The 17,312-nt window shown below is 65.3% G+C and carries 17 protein-coding genes; 16 read left to right on the top strand and 1 reads right to left on the bottom strand.

Annotated elements, in window-relative coordinates:
• The first annotated feature begins 3 nt into the window (after positions 1-3).
• The 15 genes from rsgA to NVS32_RS04715 all read left to right on the top strand — a co-directional run bounded on the left by rsgA (position 4) and on the right by NVS32_RS04715 (position 14,987).
• The gene (rsgA, locus tag NVS32_RS04785) at positions 4-1,203 is read left to right on the top strand and encodes a ribosome small subunit-dependent GTPase A (RefSeq protein WP_258498927.1); all 1,200 of its coding nucleotides are present in this window, start codon (positions 4-6) and stop codon (positions 1,201-1,203) included.
• Positions 1,204-1,575: 372 nt separating this feature from the next.
• Positions 1,576-2,271 carry an SAF domain-containing protein gene (locus NVS32_RS04780; RefSeq protein ID WP_258498926.1) on the top strand — a complete coding sequence of 232 codons (696 nt, stop codon included), beginning with the start codon at positions 1,576-1,578 and terminating at the stop codon, positions 2,269-2,271.
• A complete protein-coding gene (locus NVS32_RS04775; protein WP_258499078.1) occupies positions 2,271-3,533 on the top strand; it encodes a P-loop NTPase in 1,263 nt (420 codons plus the stop codon). The genes NVS32_RS04780 and NVS32_RS04775 overlap by 1 nt, the downstream gene beginning before the upstream one ends.
• Positions 3,534-4,859, top strand: a complete 1,326-nt coding sequence (locus NVS32_RS04770) for a TadA family conjugal transfer-associated ATPase (RefSeq protein WP_258498925.1) — start codon at positions 3,534-3,536, stop codon at positions 4,857-4,859.
• Positions 4,838-5,779 (top strand): type II secretion system F family protein, encoded by a 942-nt coding sequence (locus tag NVS32_RS04765; protein WP_258498924.1) that lies wholly within the window; start codon positions 4,838-4,840, stop codon positions 5,777-5,779. The genes NVS32_RS04770 and NVS32_RS04765 overlap by 22 nt, the downstream gene beginning before the upstream one ends.
• Complete coding sequence (locus tag NVS32_RS04760; protein ID WP_258498923.1) at positions 5,779-6,432, top strand: type II secretion system F family protein; 654 nt, start codon at positions 5,779-5,781, stop codon at positions 6,430-6,432. Before NVS32_RS04765 ends, NVS32_RS04760 begins: the two co-directional genes overlap by 1 nt.
• Before the next feature lie 43 nt (positions 6,433-6,475).
• Positions 6,476-6,658 carry a Flp family type IVb pilin gene (locus NVS32_RS04755; RefSeq protein ID WP_258499077.1) on the top strand — a complete coding sequence of 61 codons (183 nt, stop codon included), beginning with the start codon at positions 6,476-6,478 and terminating at the stop codon, positions 6,656-6,658.
• Positions 6,655-7,137, top strand: coding sequence for a hypothetical protein (locus tag NVS32_RS04750; protein ID WP_258498922.1), 483 nt, complete (start codon positions 6,655-6,657; stop codon positions 7,135-7,137). The genes NVS32_RS04755 and NVS32_RS04750 overlap by 4 nt, the downstream gene beginning before the upstream one ends.
• A 192-nt stretch (positions 7,138-7,329) precedes the next feature.
• Positions 7,330-7,821, top strand: a complete 492-nt coding sequence (locus NVS32_RS04745) for a TadE family protein (RefSeq protein ID WP_258498921.1) — start codon at positions 7,330-7,332, stop codon at positions 7,819-7,821.
• A gap of 37 nt (positions 7,822-7,858) precedes the next feature.
• A complete protein-coding gene (locus NVS32_RS04740; protein WP_258498920.1) occupies positions 7,859-9,889 on the top strand; it encodes a hypothetical protein in 2,031 nt (676 codons plus the stop codon).
• On the top strand, positions 9,886-10,392 hold the full coding sequence (locus NVS32_RS04735; protein WP_258498919.1) for a hypothetical protein: 507 nt from the start codon (positions 9,886-9,888) through the stop codon (positions 10,390-10,392). Before NVS32_RS04740 ends, NVS32_RS04735 begins: the two co-directional genes overlap by 4 nt.
• Positions 10,392-10,814: a DUF192 domain-containing protein gene (locus tag NVS32_RS04730; RefSeq protein WP_258498918.1), complete on the top strand. Its 423-nt coding sequence runs from the start codon at positions 10,392-10,394 to the stop codon at positions 10,812-10,814. Before NVS32_RS04735 ends, NVS32_RS04730 begins: the two co-directional genes overlap by 1 nt.
• Positions 10,811-11,437, top strand: coding sequence for an FHA domain-containing protein (locus NVS32_RS04725; RefSeq protein ID WP_258498917.1), 627 nt, complete (start codon positions 10,811-10,813; stop codon positions 11,435-11,437). The genes NVS32_RS04730 and NVS32_RS04725 overlap by 4 nt, the downstream gene beginning before the upstream one ends.
• 73 nt (positions 11,438-11,510) lie before the next feature.
• A complete protein-coding gene (locus NVS32_RS04720) occupies positions 11,511-13,520 on the top strand; it encodes a DUF2207 domain-containing protein (RefSeq protein ID WP_258498916.1) in 2,010 nt (669 codons plus the stop codon).
• 261 nt (positions 13,521-13,781) lie between these two features.
• A complete protein-coding gene (locus tag NVS32_RS04715; protein WP_258498915.1) occupies positions 13,782-14,987 on the top strand; it encodes an FprA family A-type flavoprotein in 1,206 nt (401 codons plus the stop codon).
• A gap of 111 nt (positions 14,988-15,098) precedes the next feature.
• Here NVS32_RS04715 and NVS32_RS04710 read toward each other — a convergent pair whose 3' ends face one another.
• Complete coding sequence (locus NVS32_RS04710; protein WP_258498914.1) at positions 15,099-15,836, bottom strand: hypothetical protein; 738 nt, start codon at positions 15,834-15,836, stop codon at positions 15,099-15,101.
• A gap of 524 nt (positions 15,837-16,360) precedes the next feature.
• Between NVS32_RS04710 and NVS32_RS04705 the strand changes: the two genes are divergently transcribed.
• A complete protein-coding gene (locus NVS32_RS04705) occupies positions 16,361-16,618 on the top strand; it encodes a hypothetical protein (protein ID WP_258498913.1) in 258 nt (85 codons plus the stop codon).
• Positions 16,619-17,312: the final 694 nt, after the last annotated feature.

Genomic DNA, 17,312 nt, shown 5'->3' with positions numbered 1-17,312 from the left:
TTCATGGGCAAGCGCGCACCAAAGAAGGGCTCTCAGAAGGGTTCGCGCAAGCGTAGTGTCTCGAGTGCCGGCAGGTCCCAGCAGGGCCTGCCGGCCCTTTCTTCTCTCGCGGACCTGCCTCGCTTCTCCGAACTTACGCCGTCCGATCGCCAGCGAAGCGCCTTTGGCGAGGCGGCGGCGCAGGTGGCGCGGGCGCTGGGCTGCAGCGTGGACGAGATGGCGCTTGGCTGCGTGGTGCGGCTCGACCGCGGCTTTCCTGCCGTGGTGACCGCAGACGCGCTCTTCCGCGCGGAGTTCTCGGCGCACCTCACCAAGGGTGGGGACTCGCGCGTGGCCGTGGGCGACTGGGTTCTGGCGCGCGTGCCCGCCGGCCACGACATGGGCCTTATCCTTCAGATCCTTCCGCGCGAGAGCGACATTGCCCGCTGGCGGGGAGGCTCGCGCGGCGAGCGACAGACCCTTGCAGCAAACGTGGGCGTGGTGCTTGTCGTCCAGCAGCTGGGTGCGGCGCCCATCTCGTGCGAGAGGATCGCGCGGTCCGCAGTGATTGCGCGCGACTGCGGCGCGGGGGTTGCCGTGGTCCTCACCAAGGCGGACCGCGCCCCCAGCGAGGTGCTGGCAGAGGACGTTGCCGCCGTTCGTGACGTCCTGGGCGAGGAGTGCGGGCTGGTCATGACTTCTTCGGCGGATGACGCGGAGGCTGAGCGTGCCGAGAAGGACGCGGGCGTCAGGGGGGTTGCCTGGGGTCCCGCTGCCGTGCGCTCGCTTGTGCCTGCGGGTACCGTTGCCATTGTGCTGGGGGAGTCAGGCGCGGGCAAGTCGACTCTGCTCAACGCCCTGCTGGGGCACGACGTACTCAAGACCGGAGCCGTGCGCGGGTCCGATGACGCGGGCAGGCACACGACGGTGGCGCGCCGCATGGTCTCTGTGCCGGGCGGTGGCGTGATCGTGGACGAGCCGGGGCTGAGGAGCCTTCCCATCGTGGGTCACGAGCGCGGCCTTGCGGCGGTGTTTCCCGAGGTGGCGGATGCCGCGCGTGGCTGTCGCTTCTGCGACTGCACGCATACGCACGAGCCGGGATGCCAGGTTCGCGAGCTTCTCTCCGAGGGGCGAATCTCTCAGCGTCGCTACGACGCGTACGTGGCGCTGGCCGCCGAGATGCGCGAGAGTGCGCGGACGCTCGACCCGGACATCGTGCTATAGCTGGGGCAGCTGAGCGCGGCGGGCGCACGCGGCGGGCGCCGCGTGACGCAGCGTGCACGCGCAGAACAGCGCATTTTTGATGTGAGCGCTGTCGAGGCGCGCACACAATTCCTACACATTTAAATATGGGCCATCTGAGCTGCGCGAATGCGGCCGCAGGGCCTTGATGAGCGCGCTCCTGGCATGCCTAGGCAATAACAGTAAATCGCGATTTCTCATAGCAAAATTCCCGCGATAACAACAAGATGTGACAGCTTCCTGCAAGAGAGGTGCCCGTACCTGGTAGCTCTTTCTTGGAAGGATGGCGGCGCGGGGCTTCTCCCACCGGACAATTTTCTCAGCCAAGAACGAAGGTTGGGAAAGGGGGAGCCCATGTCACGCCGCTTCAAGGTCGTGCTCTCTGGGGCGTTTGCACTGCTCGCCGTTGTGCTGTGCCTGGCATACGGCGAGAGCGTGCGTGCGGAGGAGGAGTCGCGCCGCCAGGAGACGCTCACGCGCTACGGCGGCGAGGTGGTGAGCCTGGTGGTTGCCACGTCCCAGCTGGAGGAGGGCCAGGTCGTCTCGGCGGGGGATGTTGCCAAGCGCGACTGGGTCTCTGACCTGGTACCAGAGGGTGCCATCACGAACCTGGATGCTGCCGTTGGCAAGAAGATCACGGTTGCCGCTGCCTCCGGCGCGCCGCTCACCCAGCTCAACTTTAGGGAGACGGGCGCCGCTGTCGAGGTGCCACCGGGAAAGATTGCCGTCTCTGTTCCCATGGCAGACAAGCTCGGCGTAGGCGAGGGCGTGGTAGCGGGTGACAGGCTCGTTGCCTATCGCGTGGCAGATGGCGCGGCCACGGTGCTTGCTAAGGAGGCAACGGTGCTCTCGATGCCCGAGGGGTCGCGCACGCTTGCATCGGGATCCCAGGTCATGACCGTTGCGCTTTCACCGGCGGACGTGTCGAGCGTCCTGGCGGCGTCGACCGAGGGGAGCCTGCGGTTTGGCCTTCCCGCAAGCGATGTCGATGGCGTTGAGGCGGGCGTGCCCGCAGCGCCAACAAAGGTTGACCAGGAGGTGGGCGAGTGATGGGACATGCGTGGAGCGTGCTGTGCCCAAAGGAGGAGCGCGCCGGGATGGTCAAGGCGCTCAAGGAGATAGACGGCTTGGCGGAGTGCGAGTTTGCCCAGGATGCCGGTGAGCTGCGGCGACGCATGGCTGCGTGCGGAAGCGGGGAGAGGTCTGCTCTTATCGGCCTCTCCAAGAGCGGCGTCTCGGACGTTAACCTTGCGGCCGCCATTGTGTCCGACGGTCACGCCGAGAAGGTCGTGCTTGCGGTGAGGTCGCCCTCTGGATCGCTTAGGTCCCGCGCCGCGAGGGCGGGCATCGACCTTGTCATTGACCTGGACGGCGTGTCCTCTGCACCGTCTGCGGATATGGACGTCGCGCCGGTTCCGGAGCCCCTGCCAAAAAGCGATGGGGGTCGCATCTCGGTTGCTCCGGGGCCGGCGTTGGCGTCCGAGGGGACCCGCGCGCCCATACTCTCGTTCTGCTCGGGAAGGGGTGGCGTTGGCAAGACGTCCGTCGTGGCGTGCGCTGCGGTGGCCGCTGCCTCGTGGGGCATGCGAGTGGAGGTGGTTGACCTGGACCTCTCCTGTGGGAACCTCTATGCGATGCTCGGGCTTGCGCGTGGGACGGACCTCTCGCGCCTCTCGGCAGAAGACCTTGGGGATGCCGAGCGTCTGGGGAGGCTAGGCACGCCGTGCGGCGAGCGGATCCGCGTATGGGGACCATGCGAGCGCCCGGAGACCTCCGAACTTGTCTCGGGGATGGTCCCAGAGCTGCTTGGCACCCTTGCGCTTGGTGCCGACCTCGTGCTTGTCGACACGTCTCCTACGTTCTCCGAGGCAGTGGCGCTTGCCGTGCGCGAGAGCGACCGCGTGGTCCTCGTCCACGACAGCAGGCCCGGGTCGCTTGCGGCTCTTGCCCGCACGAGCGGCCTTGCCGTGCGGCTGGGCGTTGCTCGGACGCGCATGGCCAGGCTTGAGAATCGCGTGGACGTGCGGGACAGGACGGATCCGGCGCTGGGCAGGGCAGAGGTGGGACTCGAGGCGGCGCGTGCGTTCACGGCGCTCGATGGTGGGGAGGAGGTCGCCGACTACCTGGGGTATGGGGATGCGGCAGGGCTTTTGGAGGTGGGCTCGCCGTTTGCGGAGTCCGTTGCCGCCTGCCTGGCCCAACTCCTCCTGGAGCTTGGGTCTCTCCCGGAAGCGGAGGCGGCGCAACGTGCTGTCCAGGGGCTTGCCCCGCGGCGCAAGGGCCTGTTCCGGCGGAGGAGGGAGGCGGTCTAGGTGTCTGTGCTCGAGATGGTCCGAGAGGAGGAGACGCGGAGAGGAGCCACCGCAACGGAGGGGCGCGACCTTCGCCGGCAGCGGCTGAGCCTCAAGAGCGCCCTGGTCGAGCGGCTAGGGCTTGCAACCATTGCCTCGATGCTCTCCACGGGCGATGTGACCCAGGTGCGCTCGGCGCTTGCCGTGACGTGCAACGCAATCATCAATACCGGGGGATACGAGGGTCTGACGCATGACGACGTGGCGCGTCTCGTGCGTCAGGTGACGGACGAGATCTGCGGTCTTGGCCCCATCCAGCCGCTTCTTGAGGACGAGGATGTCTCCGAGATTATGATCAACGGCTGCGATGCGCTCTTCTACGAGCGCGGAGGAGAGGTCTTCTCGGCACCCGCTGTGTTCGACTCGCCCGAGCAGATCATGATCGTGATCGATCGGATTCTGGCGCCCCTGGGGCGAAGACTCGACAGGAGCTGCCCCATCGTGAACGCGCGGCTTGCCAACGGCGACCGTGTGAACGCAGTGGCGGACTCAGTTGCCATAGGTGGGCCGGTGGTCACCATCAGAAGATTCTCCAATCGCATCACGTCACTGGACGCGCTTGTCGAACTTGGCTCGCTGCCCGAATGGTACGCGCAGCTGCTGCGCTGGGCAGTGAGAACGCGAAGGGGAATAGCCGTTGCCGGTGGCACTGGGTCGGGCAAGACCACGCTCCTAAACGCGCTCTCGTGCGAGATTGACCCTGGCGAGAGGATCGTGACCATAGAGGACTCTGCCGAGCTGCGCTTTGACGCGCACCCGGACGTAGTGAGCCTCGAGGCTAGGGGCGCTTCGATTGAGGGGTCCGGCGAGGTCACGATTCGAGACTTGGTCAAGAACTCTCTGCGCATGCGACCAGACCGCATCGTGGTGGGGGAGGTACGCGGCGAGGAATGCGTCGACATGCTTGCCGCAATGACAACGGGGCACGATGGCTCGATGACCACGCTGCATGCCGGTACCGCCGAGGAGGCCGTGCTTCGCCTGGTGCTCATGGCGCGCTTTGGGATGGACCTGCCTGCCGACATCATCGAGGAGCAGATTGCCTCGGCGCTCGACCTCATCGTGATGTCGCGTCGCGCGCCGGACGGGGCGCGATACATCACTACGACGCACGAGGTCGGGTGGTCGAGCAGGGCAAAGTCGGTGGACCTCGCCGAGTGCGTTTCGTTCGACGTGGCAGAGCGCTCCTGGAAGCTCGTTCGTGAGCCGGCGTTTGTGGAGCAGGCGGTGTGCGACGGGATTCTCGACGAAGGCGAGGTGGAGCGATGGAGGTCTTCCTTCTGCTGATGGCTGCCGGCTGCGCGTTTGCGGCCGTGCGGGTACTCATCGCAAGCGGTGAGCGTGGGGCCAGGACCCTGGCGTCACGAGCGCTCCGTGCGTGCGAGCGCTGGGCAGGCAGGCGCCTTGAGTCATTGGGGCGCAGCGAGGTGGTGGCCGCACTTCTCGAGAGCGAGGACTGGAGACAGGCGTCGGATGCCCTTGCCGCGCTCCCGCATGAGGGCAGGCCGGGCTTGAGGAGGGAGTCTGCGTGTGCTGCGCTGCTTGTCGCTGGTGCGGGGATTACCTGCGTGGGAGGTCTGCTTTTCCTCTCGCTTGTTTCGGCGTTCGTTCTTGCCTGTGTAGAGAGGGTTGCCCTGGCCACGTGGCGCTCTTCGCGTGACCGGCGTCGTGTGCACGATATTTCGCAGGAGATGCCTGGCGTGTTCCGGACACTCTCCGTGGCGCTTGGCACTGGCCAGACACTGGCCCAGGCCATCGAGTATGTGGGGTCGCACGGTCATGGGCCGGTCTCTGCGGGCTTTGCATCTGCGTCGCTGGGGCTTCGCTGTGGCGTATCGACCGAGGACGCGCTTGAGTCGCTTTCCCGTACGCTCGACGCGCCGGGGATGGGGCTTCTCACCACGGCGCTCGTGATCTCGCATCGCACGGGGAGTCCGCTGCGTGATCTGCTCGCGCGGTCTGCCTCGCTTGTCGAGCGGCAGGGCGAGTTCGAGCGGGAGCTTGAGGTTAAGACGGCGCAGGTGCGCCTCTCTGCCCGCATCGTGTGCAGCCTGCCGTTTCTCATGGTGGCGCTTCTCGCCGTCATCTCGCCCGACTTCCAGCGGGGCCTGCTCTCGCCCGTTGGGCTTGGCTCCGTTGCCTTGGCGGCCGCGCTCGACGCGTTTGCGGTCCTTGTCATCAGGCGCCTCATGAGGGCGGTGCTCTGATGGTTGGCGTCGCGCTCATTGCGGCAAGCGCGTCCAGCGCGGTCCTGGCGGGGCTGTTGGTGGTGAGCGGGACTGGTGGCCACGCCCAGGGTGCGGCATTGGGCGAGGGTATCGAAAGATGCGTGGCCAAGGTGCGAGAGGCGATTCGGGGCATTCCCGCCGTACGCCAGGCGAGGGAGCGAGAACGTCTTGCGCGCAGGAGGACTGCCTGCCTGCGCGAGATGCCCACGCTGATCGACGTCCTCACGCTGGGGCTCTCGGCAGGTCTCTCGTTTGATGCGTCGCTCTCGCTCTACTGCGACCGCTATCAGACGGAGCTCTCACAGGCGTTCTCGGAGGCCATGCTCAGCTGGAGGATGGGCGTCACAAGCAGGGAGGGGGCGCTCGAGGCCATGGCCTGCGAGCTGGGGGTTGACGCGTTGGCGCGCTTTGCCACGGTCGTGGGAGAGTCGCTCGACTTTGGCTCGCCGCTCGCGTCTGCGCTGGAGGTGCAGGCGAAGGCCATCCGCGACGAACAGCGGGCGCAGGTGGAGGAGGAGATCGAGAAGGCGCCGGTCAAGATGCTCATTCCCCTGGGCGTCCTGGTTGTGCCGGCCATGCTTCTCGCGATTCTGGGGCCGCTGCTTGCCTCGGCGGCCTCGTTTGGAAGGTAGACGGCGGTGCGAGGGAAAGGAGCGTCACATGACATGGGAAAGCATGGGTCGAGAGGTTCGCAAGGTGGCCGCAGGCACCCTCCGCGACAATCGCGGGCAGGGCACCACGGAGTACGCGATTCTCGTTGGGGTCCTGGTGGTGATTGCCATCGTAGCCATCCTGGCATTCCGCGAGCGGGTCTCGCAGCTGTGGAGTGCCATAGCGGACGGCATCAACTCGCTGTGAGAAAAAGACGCGCTGCTCTTGTCACCGCGGTGGTTGTCTGCGCGCTGGCAGCGTGCGTGGCAGTGCTTTCTGGCCGCTGGCAGACGGGCGGTCCGTCGCCCGCCACGGGTGCAGCTGCAACTGGCGAGGAGCGCTTGAACACAAGCCCTGGCGAGGCGATTGAGGGCAAGCCTGTTTCCTTGTCCGGGGATGCCGCAGCGGGCGAGGAGGATGCCGGCACGGCCACTGCTGCCAACGGCGTGCCAGAGGCGGCAACCGAGCTTGCGTGCCAGTACGAGCAGCGAGGTGACTGCGTGCTCGTGAGGTCTGGGTACCTCGACCTTTCGGGCCGGGTCTGGAGCATGGTTGTGGAGGGATCGGGATGGGTCGACGTGTGCATAGTTCAGAGCGCAGGCGGCGGGACGAGCGAGACCAAGGTCATGCACATGGATGCTGCGGAGTGGGAGGCATCCCTGGGCGAGCTTGGCCTTGGTGGCTAGCCGGGGGCTCCGGGCAGTCCACGCTCGAGTATGCGCTGGTGCTGGTGGCGTTCCTCTCAATGGTCGCTGCTCTGGGGCTCGTATGGCATGCGGCACGTGACGGGACCCTCGTGCGAATGGCAACAGATGCGGCAACGCACCAGGCCTCGGGCGGGACGCTCGCCTGGCTCCAGGACCTCCTGGGATTCTGAGATGGGGCGGAGTCGATGGCGGGCAACCCGCGCAGGCGAGGAGGGACAGGCAACGGTCGAGGCTGCCGTGCTCATCCCCACGGTGATGGTTGTGCTCGCGCTTCTCCTCCAGCCGGCAATGCTCCTCTACACGCGTGCGGTCATGAGCGGGGCAGCTGCCGAGGGGGCGCGGCTTGCCACGACCGCAACGTACGACGAGGCGGTGTCTCTCGTCGACTCCTACGTGAGACGGAGGCTCGGGGCCGTGCCGGACGTTGCCTGCTTCCACGAGGGAGGAGCCGACGCCTGGGACGTTTCCGTCGAGCAGGACGGGAATCGCGTACGCGTCTGCGTTGTGGGCCATGCCCGGCCGTTACCGCTGATGGGGGTGACGGCGGGGCTGGTTGGACAGATGGATGGCGAGGGCGTGCTTCTCTCGGCCAAGGTCGAGCGAAGCGTGCGAGCCGAGTGGGTTGGGGGTGACTACGGTGATTGGATTGCGGCATGGGGCTAATGGAGCAGCGTCCGGAACGGCGTCGAGGTGGGGCAACTTGCGCCTTGGCCTCTCGCTCTTCCTGGACGACGAGGGCGGGTACACCACGGTTGCCGTGGCGGTTGCCCTGCTCGTGAGCATCTCGCTCGTCTTTGCGGCCGCATCTGCGGAGTGGGTGATGGCACGCTCGTACGAGGTCCAGCCTGTGGCAGATGCAGCAGCGATGGCCGGGGCAAACTCCGTGGCTGCCTACGTTACCATTGCCCGGGTCCTCGATGCCTGCGTGCTCAGCCTTGGCCTTCTCGGCGTCACGGTCTTTGGGGCGGGGCTGGTACTCTCGTGCATACCGGGCGCTGCGACCTTTGGAGGAAGCGTCTGCGATGCGGGAAGGAAGGTCCTCGATGCCCGGCAGGACTTCGCGAGAAGCGCGTCGGAGGGCCTGGGGCGCCTTGAGAAGGTCCTGCCCGCGGTCGTGGTTGCCAACTCCGCCGCCTGCGTCGCGGAGAATGCGCGGGCGCAGGGCTTGCCGTACGTTGGCTGTGCCATCCCGTTTCCTGCCGATTCGCAGTCGGACTTCTCGCCCCTTGCCGTCGAGATCTCGTCGGATGAGATGGACAAGGACGCCGAAGAGCTTCGCGAGCTATCCCAGCAGGTAGACGCGGCAAAGTCCCTGGCAGACAAAGCGCGCTTGCGTGGGTGGACAGCGGATTGCGGTGGGACCCCTTATTGCCTGGAGGAGCGCGCTACTACGCTTGCAGGCCTTGCGAGGGAGAACAACCCGCACTATCCAAGCGCGGAGGGGTGGGGGTTTGGCGTTCCCCTCCTGCGGGCACGTGCCTATTACGCAACACGTGCGGTGCAGGAGAAGCCGCTCGACTCTACGGTTGAGGAGCTTACGAACTCCGCGGCACGGTCCGCCTTCTACGACTATGCGCTCGCGCAGGTGCGAGACGGAACCTACGCAGAGCATGAGGACGGTACGGTCCAGATCGACCTGCCAGACCTTCCGCATAACGTCGAAGAAACAAAGGCGTCGAGCCTCTACACCGATGACCTCTGGCCTTGTACCGGGGAGGAGGCGGGGACGGTGCTCCACTCGTCAACTGCGTGTCCGGGCGCAACGGGCTCCTCGGCGGGACGCGCGTCCCTCCAGGACCTCGACGCTGGGGCAGTTAAGAGGTGCGAGACATGCGGCATGGACCTTGCTGCCATGGGTGCGGTTGCCGCTGCGTCGACCTCGACGAATAACGGCTTCGAGCACTACTGGCGCGAGGTCGTGGCGGCGTCTAAGGAGTACGAGGCTGCGCGCAACAAGCAGGCGGATGCCGAGAAGGACCTACGCGACAAGGCAGAGGACGCGCGCGGCTCTTTCAAGCGCGCCGTGGACCAGCTCTCGGTCGTGCGGCCGCGCATCTGCCCGCCAGGAGCTTGGGGCTGCGTTGCCGTGGTCTCCAGGACGGAGGCGACGACCGTTCCCACCGAGCTCACCGCCTCGTTTCTCTCCTCGGGAGAGCTTCCCGCAGGGTCTGCGGTCTCGGCGGCGGCGCTGGCGCCAGACGAGTCGACTGCCGAGAACAACGTGCTCGCCAGCTTCTTTGACGGAGTCACGTCCCAGGGAACGGGCTCGGTGCTGGGAGGTGCCTTCGACGGCGTCTGCGAGCTCTGGGGGCGCCTGCTCGTGGGGTATGGCTCAAGGTACGATTCGGTCTCTGCCTCGGTGGGGGACTTTCTCGACAGGCTCGACAACGTGTTTGGCGGGACGGTGGGCTCGTGGCTGCGTGGCAAGATCAAGGAGACGATCGCCGCCTGTGGCTTCGAACCCGTGGACATGAGGCTCATGAAGCCCGCGCTGGTGGGGTGGACTCGTGTGCTCGACCAATCCGGCTATGACGCGGCCGGCAAGGCGCGGCAGATGATTGAGGCTCTGCCTCCTGGGGCAAGCTCGTTCGACTTGGCAAAGACCCTGGGCGTCTGGGCGGCAGACTCCCTTGGCTACGGAGAGATCACTGTGGCGGAGCTCACCATTCCAGGGACGGACATCTCCATACCCCTTACCATCAGGCTCGATGACCTCTTGGAGGCATCATGAGTGGCCTTGGGGTGGCGGCGGCTTGGCGCCGGTGGTGCCACGGGCGCGAGGGGATGCAATCCGGACAGATGACCGTGGAACTTGCCGTGCTGGTGCCCGTGGTCATCGTGGTTGCCCTGATCGTGGCGAACCTCATGGAGTTCGTCGACGCCTGCGCGGCCTTTGACCGTCTGAGCTTGGACGAGGTCATTGCCGAGGGTGTCTCTCCCGCAGGCGAGCAGAACGTGACGGCATCCGTTGCTGCGGTCGAGGATGCGATTCGCGCGGCGCTTGGCCGTGAGGGTTCCTGCGATGTCGAGGTGAGGACAGAGCGCGTCTCGGCTGGGGAGGGCGAGAGTCTGCTCTCTGTGGCGCCTCTTCTCACGCGCTACACCTGCACGTTGGTGTTTAGGCCGTGGCCCAGGGAGCTTCGGCTTCCGGGCATCACGTATTCCGCGCCGCTTGAGCTGCGGCACGAGCGGACGCTTGTCATCGATAGGTATCGTCCGGGGGTGGTGGTCTGATGAGGTGGATGTTCGTCCAAATAGAGAGCCCGGCGGTCGAGAAGGACTCTCCCACTCTGGGGTTCAGGGTTCTCTCGTCCTGGTTCGAGCGGCTCGTGGGGCTGCTCGGCACCGGGCCATCCACCCAGCCTGTGGTGCTCATGAGGTGCGGTTTTATCCACACGTACGGGATGGCATATCCCATAGACGTGGCCCTTGTGGGCAGTCGCGGAGAGGTGCTTGCCTCCGAGCGGGCGCTGCCGCCATGTCGCGTCTTCTCCCACGCTGCGGCGTTCTGCGCCTTCGAGCGCCCGGCAAGTCCCTGCCTGTGGCCAATTGTGGGAGAGACACTGCGCGTGACCTCGCTTTTGTTTGAGCCGGAGCGATCGGCGCAACCATGCGCTGCGCTCCCCGAGCCGGTGGGGGAGGTGGCTGGGTCATGAAAGAGTACGCGACCAAGGTGTGCCCGCGCTGCGGGGAGGAGCTCTTTGCCGACATGCGCGTCTGCTACGGCTGCCTCTACGAGTTTCCGTCCGCGAGGGACGTTCCGGCACCGGCTGGCCCAGCTGCGCCCAAGACGGAGGAGTCGGCTTCTGTTGCCGAGGAGCCCGCGCTGCCAGGGCTTGTGGAAGACGAGCCGTTCCTCTGGGATGTGGGGCTGCCCCCTGCCGAGTCCGGCTGGGAGGACGACACGCTTGACCTCTCGGGCGTTGGCAATGAGGCAATCGCCATGGCCGCATCAAGCCCAGAAACCCAGCCGTCCTCCCGTGAGGTGCTCTGCTGGGTGCGTACGCCCTCCATGGAGGTAAGGCTTCCCATACCCAATGAGGGCCTGGTCATAGGTCGTGATCAGACGTGCGACGTTGTGCTCCGCTCGCGTGCCGTGTCCCGCTCGCACGTTCGGATACTTCCCGCGCAGGATGGCGAGGAGGGCATGCGCGTCATAGATTTGGGGGCCACCAACCCCGCGATGTTCTCCGGGAGGGAGGTGAGGGGAGAGGTTCTCGTCCCCCTTGGCTGGACGGTCTCCATCTGCGGCGCCTTCGCCACGCCGGTGCGGGCCTAGGCATGAGTCCTGCTCTGGTATTCTGGGACCGCGATACCACAAGGTCTTCCACAACCGTCCATTGGGGGATTCTATGAGTAACCGGCACCCCGCCGGCGTCCTTCGGCGCCGTCGGCCTGCGCTTCTCGTGCTTCCGCTCCTGGCCCTGCTCTTTGCTCTTGTGCTTGGCGTCACGCCCGCGCATGCGGATGACTACAGCATGGACCAGACGGACATAGACGCGACGCTGGACACGTCGGGTGGTCTTACCGTGACCGAAGTGCGAACCTTCGACTTCAGCGGGGACTTCCATGGCGTCTACTGGGAGATTCCCAAGGGGGAGAACAGCTCAAACGGGCGCACGGTGAGCGTCCAGGTGCTGGATGCCGGTATTGTCGAGAACGGCAACGCCCGCTCCTTTACGCAGTCCAGCTCTGGCGCCAACGAGACATACTCCATCACGGACGAGGGTTCCTACCTGCAGATCAAGCTCTACTCTGCCCAGAGTGACACAACGGTGCAGTTCTACGTGTCCTATTTTGCCGATGGTATTGCCACGCGCTGGTCGGATACGGGTGAGCTGTATTGGAAGTTTGTCTCTGACGGCTGGGACGTGGAGTCGCAAAACGTTACCTGCACCATCCACCTGCCGGTGCCAAGCGGAGAGTCCGTGGTGGGTGGCGACAACGTGCGGGCATGGGGGCACGGCCCCCTGGACGCAAGCCTTGCGTTCGACGGGAACGACGTAGTCTATTCCGTGCCGGGCGTCGGCACCAGCGAGTACGCCGAGGCGCGCATCACTTTCCCTGCAAGCTGGATCTCCGATTGTCCAGAGACCTCGGGGACGGTGCTCAGTTCCATCCTTGCGGAGGAGCAGAAGAACGCCGATGACGCAAACGCACGTCGCGCCGCGGCACGTGCGGCTGTGTATGGGGTCACAGGGGTCTGCCTGGCCGTTGCCGTGGCGGCTATCGTTGCAACCGTCATCGCAAGGCGTCGCTACAAGGCCTCGCACACTGCGCAGTTTGACGACAAGTACTTCCGCGACGTGCCCACGGGCGACCACCCAGTTGTTCTCGCCATGCTCGCCACCGGCGAGGACCCTGGCCCCGATGGCCTCACCGCCTCGCTCATGCGCCTTACCGATGAGCACGCCGTGCAGCTTGACAAGGTCAAGGTGAGCAAGAAGAAGATGCTCGGCTCCAAGCAGTTCGATGACTACCGGGCGTCGATTGTGGGGCCAATCCCCCAGGGGACCTTTGGCACGCCCGCGGAGTGCAAGTCCGCCAGGCGCGCGGACGAGGCTGCCGTGGAATTCCTCTTCCACCGCGTTGCGCGCAGGATACAGGCGCCTAACGACCCCTCGTACACCGGAAGCGAGCCCGCCTTGTACTTCTCGGCCATCAAGAAGTACGCAAAGTCCTCGCCAGAGGCGTATTCGGACGCCTACGAGTCCTGGCAGTCCTCGATCAGGGTTGAGTACCTCAAGCGCTTCGCGGGCAACGGCTCTCTCAAGGGGACGGGCCACGGGCTTGCCGTTGGGCTTGGTGCGTTCTCCATCCTTGCGGCATTCCTGGAACTGTTCGTTGTTGGCATCATGTTCGAGGCCGACATCCTTCTCGCACTTGGCGTCACCGCGGTCTGCGGCGCAAGCGGCGGTATTTCGCTGTTCCTGCTCAGCGACAGGTTCTTCAAGGACATTAGCGTCGAGGGGGTCGAGACAAAGGCCAAGGTCCTGGCCCTCAAGCGCTGGCTCCAGGAGTTCACCCGCCTGGACGAGGCGGTGCCGAGCGACGTCATCCTCTGGAACCGCCTGCTGGTGATGGCGGTGGCGCTCGGCGTTGCGGACAAGGTCATCGAGCAGCTCAAGGTTGCCATGCCGGAGCTCATCGACGATCCGGACTTCATTCCGGCTTACTACTGGTACTACGTTGACCACTCGGGCATGGGCTCTCCCGCGGATGTCTTCAGCGGTGCCATTCACGACGCCTCTGTGGCGGCAATCGCCAACTCGGTCGACGCCAGTGGCAGCGGTGGGGGAGGTGGCTTCTCCTCCGGTGGAGGCGGCGGCTTTGGCGGCGGCGGCGGTGGCGGTGCGTTTTAGCGTCGGCGACCGCTGAGCCGCAGCTCGAGACTTCGCGCCCATGCAGGTTCCGGAACCCAACGAACGGCCTCGCCCTCGTACGACTTTGCGGTTCTCTCGGCTCCCCCGGCGCGCAGCTTCGTGGAATCGAATATCATCAGAGCGGTCTATGAAAGCGCTTGCCAAACGCCCCGGCGTGTCGCGCGGGGCGTTTGGTGTGGACGTGGTAGTCGGGTGGCAAAGCGCCGCCCGCGCAGCCCGGAGGCGGGCGAAGGGAGAGCAATGTACAACGTGCGCGTGATTTGCGAGGACACCTGGTGGCTGGGTGCGTCTGATCGCAGGATTCAGCTGTTCGAGAACACCTATCCCGTGCCAAACGGCATGTCATACAACAACTACCTCATCATGGACGAGAAGACCTGCCTGCTCGACGGCGTGGATGAGGCCGTCTCGCGCCAGTTCGAGGAGAACCTTGCCCACGTCCTGGACGGCCGTCCCCTGGACTACCTGGTGATTGACCACATGGAGCCCGACCACTGCGCCGTCATCCCCGACCTTGTCCGCAGGTGGCCCAACCTCAAGCTCGTCGGCACCTCCAAGGCCTTCGACCTTGTCCGCCAGTTCCATGGCTTTGACCCCACGCCGCACGCCATCAAGGTCAAGGAGGGCGACACCCTCTCGCTTGGCCGCCACACGCTGCAGTTTGTCCTCGCCCCCATGGTCCACTGGCCGGAGGTCATGGTGAGCTTTGACCAGCTCACGGGCACGCTCTTCTCGGCAGACGCCTTTGGTGCGTTTGGCGCCACCGGTGGCGCCATCTTTGCCGACGAGGTCGACTGGGAGCGCGACTGGGCGGACGAGGCGCGCCGCTACTACACGAACATCGTGGGCAAGTACGGCCTGCAGGTGACGTCGCTGCTTAAGAAGGCCTCCAAGCTGGACATCAAGGAGATCGCGCCGCTGCACGCGCACATCTGGCGCCGCGACTTTGACCAGATTCTCTCCCGCTACCAGAAGTGGGCCGCCTACGAGCCCGAGGACAAGTCCGTTGCCATCTTCTACGGCTCCATCTACGGCGGTACCGCCAACGCGGCGGACATCCTCTCGACCAAGCTTGCCGAGGCGGGCGTGCACGACGTTCGCGTCTACGACGTCTCCAAGACCCCTGTTTCCGAGATGGTCTCGCAGTCCTTCCGCTCGCCGGTGCTGGTCTTTGCCTCTGCCACGTACAACATGGGCATCTTCGACGGCATGCGCGAGCTTCTCGAGGACCTCAACGCCCACGCGATGAAGAACCGCACCGTCGGCGTTATCTACAACGGCTCGTGGGCGCCGCAGGCGGGCTCGCTCATGCTCGACGCCATCCAGCGCATGAAGGGCATGGAGGTGCTCGACCCCGAGGTGCATGTGACTTCCGCGGTGGACGAGGGCGCGCTTGAGCAGATCGATGCCCTTTCCGCTGCTATTGTGGCGAAGCTGGCGGAGTAGGGAAGACGGTCAGTTCCAAGTTTGCCGCCGAACGACAATGTTGCGGCCCGCGGCGCCTGTGCGTCGCGGGTCGTTTTGGCGAGAAGTACGTAGGGCAAGGTTTTGCGGGCGTTACTTGTCTCCCCCGAACGTGATGAAGAGCCCCGTGAAGAACTTGGGCCCCTTCTTGCTGGGCTTGCGCTCGACGGGTGGCCTCTCGGGCTTCTTGTACTTTGCGTTCTTGGCCTCGGCGAGGATGCGCACCGCCTCGGCCTGGTTCCTCTTCCAGCGCTCCTCGGCCTTTGCTTTTGCCTCGGGGGACTCGTCGTAGACGTAGTGAAGCAGGGAGTCTATGACCTCTCCGCGTCCCTTGTCTCCCGGTTGGAGCCTGCGCATCTTTCTGACTCGCGCTAGCTGCGCCTCAAGCGACTCTTCTCCCTCTTGTGCATAGTCGTGTTTCTCGACGGAGAGGACGTGCCAGGAACCGTCCTCGTGCTGCCCGACGTGGTAGAACGTGGGGGATTCGTATGGCTCCGTAATTGCCAGGAGCTCCTGGCCATCTCTGAACGGATCCCATGTGACGCTTGGATTGCCAAAGAGTGGAAAGCTGCCTTTGCGTGGCGTCTTCTGCGTGTTCTCGGCTTCGCTCGCGGGTGCTGGATCTATGCGTAGCGTCTCTCCTCGCCCTACGAGCTGTAGCTCGTAACCGCACGCCTGGGCTATCTCCGCCAGCGTCGGTGCGCCTATGCCGCCCCTGCGCTTGAGGGACTGGTCCACATAGCCGTTTGCTCTCCCCATCGATTGGCATGCGGCATTCGGAGACAGACCGGCCTTGTCAAGCATGTGGTGTACGCACGAGTTGGTGTCCATACCTTGCTCCAATCGTATCGCCCGCCTACGCACCGCAACCAGCACTGCGGCACTCGGTCCATCCATGACCGTCCTTGCCTACCGGCATGTATGTTCACGTTCATGATAAGGGCGCGCCTGGTTGGGCTCAATTGATGCCTAGGCGAGAGGCTCCGTTGGGGTGAGTGACGGTGATGCTGGCCAGGGCCAAACCGAACGGCTGCAGACGTCGCGCAAGTGGATTGGTCGGCTGTAGGCTGCGGGTACAATCTGGGCAAACGACGGCCTGGGCAACGGCTGCTGCTGCCCCGGGCCACACGGAACGGAGGCCACCATGGCGAGCAGGAGCATGAGGGAGAGCTACCAGCAGGCCAAGCCGCGCAAGGGCAGCATGCCCGTGTTCGGGAACGACGAGTCGACCTGGAGCGCGTTCTCGGACGGCAGGGAGCTCCTGGCACGTCCTCTCCGTCGAGGAGCACGACTACCCGCTCGACCCGTGGGAGGACCAGGCCGAGCTTGAGCGCCAGCTCGCCAGGGTGCGCGGGATGCGGCAGCTGCACGGCGGGGACAAGGGGTTCCGCGAGGTCCTGGACGCGTTCTACAACTACGTGAGCTACGAGTCCCCCGAGGCCAAGGCCAAGGCAGAAAAGCGCTGGAAGGAGGTCCAGGAGAACGTTGCCCGCGAGCTGGCCGAGGCCAAGGGCGCAAGGTACCAGAGGCCCGAGCGGCCACCCGTGGAGCGCAAGCCCAGCAGCCACCGCCTGCTCGGCGGGCTGTTCCTCACGTTCGGCGGAGACAGGTAGGCGAGGCGCAAGCAGCCCCGTGGAGAAAAACGAAGCCCCCGCGCAAGTAAGGCAGGGGCTTAGAAGAATTCCCAGTCACGAATGACCAGGGGTTCGGGGACGGGGCCAAATCCGTCCGCCTGTCTCACATCGTAGCACCAGGCTACGAGGAACGCCCACGAAAAAGCCCCCAAAGATGCACGGCCCTACAAACCTAAGCACCTAAGGGGGTCATAGCCCTTGGGGGCGCGGGTTGGTGTATCTGGCGTCCGCGCCCCTGCGACCCCGATTGTATCCCAGCGGAGGGGCCGGTGGTGGGTTTCCTTCAGCCCAAATGATGCAATCGGCGGGGCGTTGCTATCGACCATGGGCTAAGCGGCGTTTAGGGCATGGGGTACTCAGCTGCCGAGTGCCCCTTGGTGGGGGTGGCTGGCTTGCGTACCCCCCAAGCCAGCCAGGATACCCGTTCAGTGGGTACCCATGCCGGTGGGTGTCTAGTGGATACCCCGCCCCAGGGCGGGGGGTCTCCGGCTGGCGGAGGCCCTTGGGCTTGGCGGGGGGTAGCGATTCGCTACCCCCATTTCAGCGCCGAGGGAGGTACGCAGATTGTGCGTACCCCAGGGCGGGGTAGGCACAATGTGCCCACCCCTTGGCGCAACCTGCATTCAGTCAAGTAAAAGTCGACAGTTCGCTCTGTCGATTTCCCACACTTCGC

This window comes from Tractidigestivibacter montrealensis, assembly GCF_024741235.1.
Lineage (GTDB): Bacteria > Actinomycetota > Coriobacteriia > Coriobacteriales > Atopobiaceae > Tractidigestivibacter > Tractidigestivibacter montrealensis.
The sequence above is the reverse complement of the archived record's forward strand: the minus strand, read 5'-3'. Positions and strand labels throughout refer to the sequence as shown.